The organism is Wolbachia endosymbiont of Drosophila bocki (genome assembly GCF_028982005.1).
GTDB classification, from domain to species: Bacteria; Pseudomonadota; Alphaproteobacteria; order Rickettsiales; family Anaplasmataceae; genus Wolbachia; species Wolbachia pipientis.
Genome location: NZ_JAPQLG010000053.1, coordinates 1 through 2,578, shown reverse-complemented (window position 1 = coordinate 2,578; position 2,578 = coordinate 1). Strand labels below are relative to the sequence as shown.

Annotated in this window: 2 protein-coding genes; both read right to left on the bottom strand. The window is 35.5% G+C overall.

The window, feature by feature from the left end; translation table 11 throughout:
• Positions 1–478: 478 nt before the first annotated feature.
• Positions 479–1,366, bottom strand: coding sequence for a UDP-N-acetylmuramate dehydrogenase (murB, locus tag OZD61_RS01050; RefSeq protein ID WP_274979525.1), 888 nt, complete (start codon positions 1,364–1,366; stop codon positions 479–481).
• Positions 1,357–2,235: a hydroxymethylbilane synthase gene (gene hemC, locus OZD61_RS01045; protein WP_274979524.1), complete on the bottom strand. Its 879-nt coding sequence runs from the start codon at positions 2,233–2,235 to the stop codon at positions 1,357–1,359. The genes murB and hemC overlap by 10 nt, the downstream gene beginning before the upstream one ends.
• Positions 2,236–2,578: the final 343 nt, after the last annotated feature.

The following is a 2,578-nucleotide window of genomic DNA, read 5'->3' as shown; positions in this document are numbered from 1 at the left end:
TGATGTCAACACTATTGTCAAATTTACTGGCCTTTCTATTAGTGAGATTGAAGAATTAAGTGTGAACGGTTACTAATTAAGAACTTTAATTATCAATCATAAATCACTGAATTTCGCTAGTAAATTTGTTGCCATTGTCCATATTGCACAATTGTATATAAGATATAGTATAACAATAGTGTCCGTTCAGCTAATACCAATTCCCACTGCACAATAAACGGATAGATAACAATGGAAAAAAAGCCATACTATTGCCTTTCTTTCTCACTCCACAATTAAATAACTCTACAATATCGCTTATTTGATTCACTAATAATGAGAATTGGTATAACTTTGCTATTTTTCTCTCTAGATTCTTGCAAAGTTCTACAAGATTAACCACATTACCTCACGGTTTCTCTATGATTATTTTTTTAGATTATTTGTTTACCTTATTTGCCGTTCTCCTGAACGAATATACATAAGCTATAAAAACTATCTAATAGCTACCCAAAAACCTTATTTCCCACTCAAGTTCAACATTAAATTTATCCTTTACTGCATCTTTTACTTTGTTGCCAAGGTTTTCCAAGTCAGATGCAGTTGCATTATCGTAATTGAGCAAGAAGTTACAATGTTTCTTAGAGATTCTAGCTCCACCAATATTTAACCCTAGGCAGCCAGATTTATCAATTAACTCCCATGCTCGGTAGTTTTTTGGATTTTTGAATATGCACCCAGCAGTTTTTCCTCTTATTGGCTGGCTTTTATTTTTCCTCTCAATAACTTCCTTTAACCTTTGCAGTATAAGCTCATACTCTGAGTTTACTCCTTTAAACTCAGCTTCAACAAAAATCCAATTTCCTTTTAGGCTATGTCCACGGTAAAAATACCCCATTTCTTCGCTGGAGAACTCATATAGGTTTCCATCCTCTAGATTCACTGCTTTTATGGATTGTACAACACTTGCGATATCACTACCATATGCACCTGCATTCATTTCTATTCCGCCACCAACTGTTCCTGGAATTCCAACTAGAAACTCCAACCCACTAATCTGCTGATTTCCCGCAAAGTGAGCAAGGTTGCTGAGCAGCACAGCTCCCCCAGCTACAATAGAGTTGTTACCCTTACTTTTAATATATCCAAACTCCTTACCTAATTTTACTGTTATTCCTCGAATGCCACTATCTCGCACTATTATGTTGGATGTTGCACCAATAACGCTAACTGGCAGTTCAGTATTTTTAATCAAGTATGTTAAATCCTCAATATCACATGGTTTAAATAATACATCAGCTCGTCCACCAACATTTAACCACGTCGCTTTAGACATTAAGACATCATAACGATAGATTCCACGTACTTTAGGTAAGCTTATAAGCATTTTGATTTCAACTCTAATCCTGCATCCATACCCATTTTCTCCGCATCTTCTATAAATGAAGTGCGCTCAGTGAAGTATATATTTTTTCCACTTGCTAACATACAACGAAGGTGTAGCATATTTTCGCTCACATATTCAGCCAAAGCTGCAAGTGGTGTAAAACATGAACCATTCACTGTCTTCATAAAACTGCGCTCTGATTTCACTCCTATAAAAGACATATTATTATTAATTTTCTCTAAAAGATCGATAATTTTTACATCATTCCTTCTACATTGAATACAAACCGCCCCCTGCCCCACTGCACTTAACATAACTTTTGGTGGCAATACCTCTGTAATCAAGTGATGTTTTTCTAATCTTATGAGTCCTGCTTCAGCTAGAATTATTCCATCAAAATTTTGATTTTGCAATCTGGTTGTTACATTTCCACGTAGCGGTACTATATTTAAATCTGGTCTAACATTTAACAACTGAACTTTTCTTCTTATTGAAGAAGTGGCAATAGTAGCCTGCTGTGGCAAAGACTCAAGGCTATTGTGTTTATGAGAAATAAACGCATCGCATGAACTTAGCCTTTCTAAAACACAAGGAATTGTTAAACCCCCTGAGAAAAACGCAGGCATATCTTTTAGCGAATGAACTGCCATGTCTATATTATTTTCGAGCAATTCAGTCTCAATTTCTTTAATGAATAATCCTTTGCCTCCTATTTCAGCAAGATTTGCGTTTGCATACTTATCTCCAGAAGTTTTTATTTTAACAATTTCAATAGACAAGTTAGGAAAAGAATCCAGCAACTTTTGTTTTGTTTCCAAAGCCTGGGCAACTGCAAGCTTGCTTCCTCTGGTACCTATTTTGACTAGCATATGTACGACTGTTTGAATACCAAACTTTAACCTAATTAATTACTTAAACACTTTGGTAGCGTGTATCGCATGAACCTCGGTTACCCTCTCTCTGATGTCATTCAAGTACTTGGATCCAGTTTAATTCATCATATGAGCCTTTGCATTTATTGTACTTTAACTTAAAACCAAAAGCAACTTTGACTTTACAAAATAATAACCTTTTATATGCATAAATAAGCTTACTGGATTCTAGTACTTGCATGACAAGGTATAAACCTTATCGTCATACCACCGCGAACCGTCATACCTACCCCTACAACAACATTGCAAGCATTGATTTTTCTCCATATGAAAAGAGTCT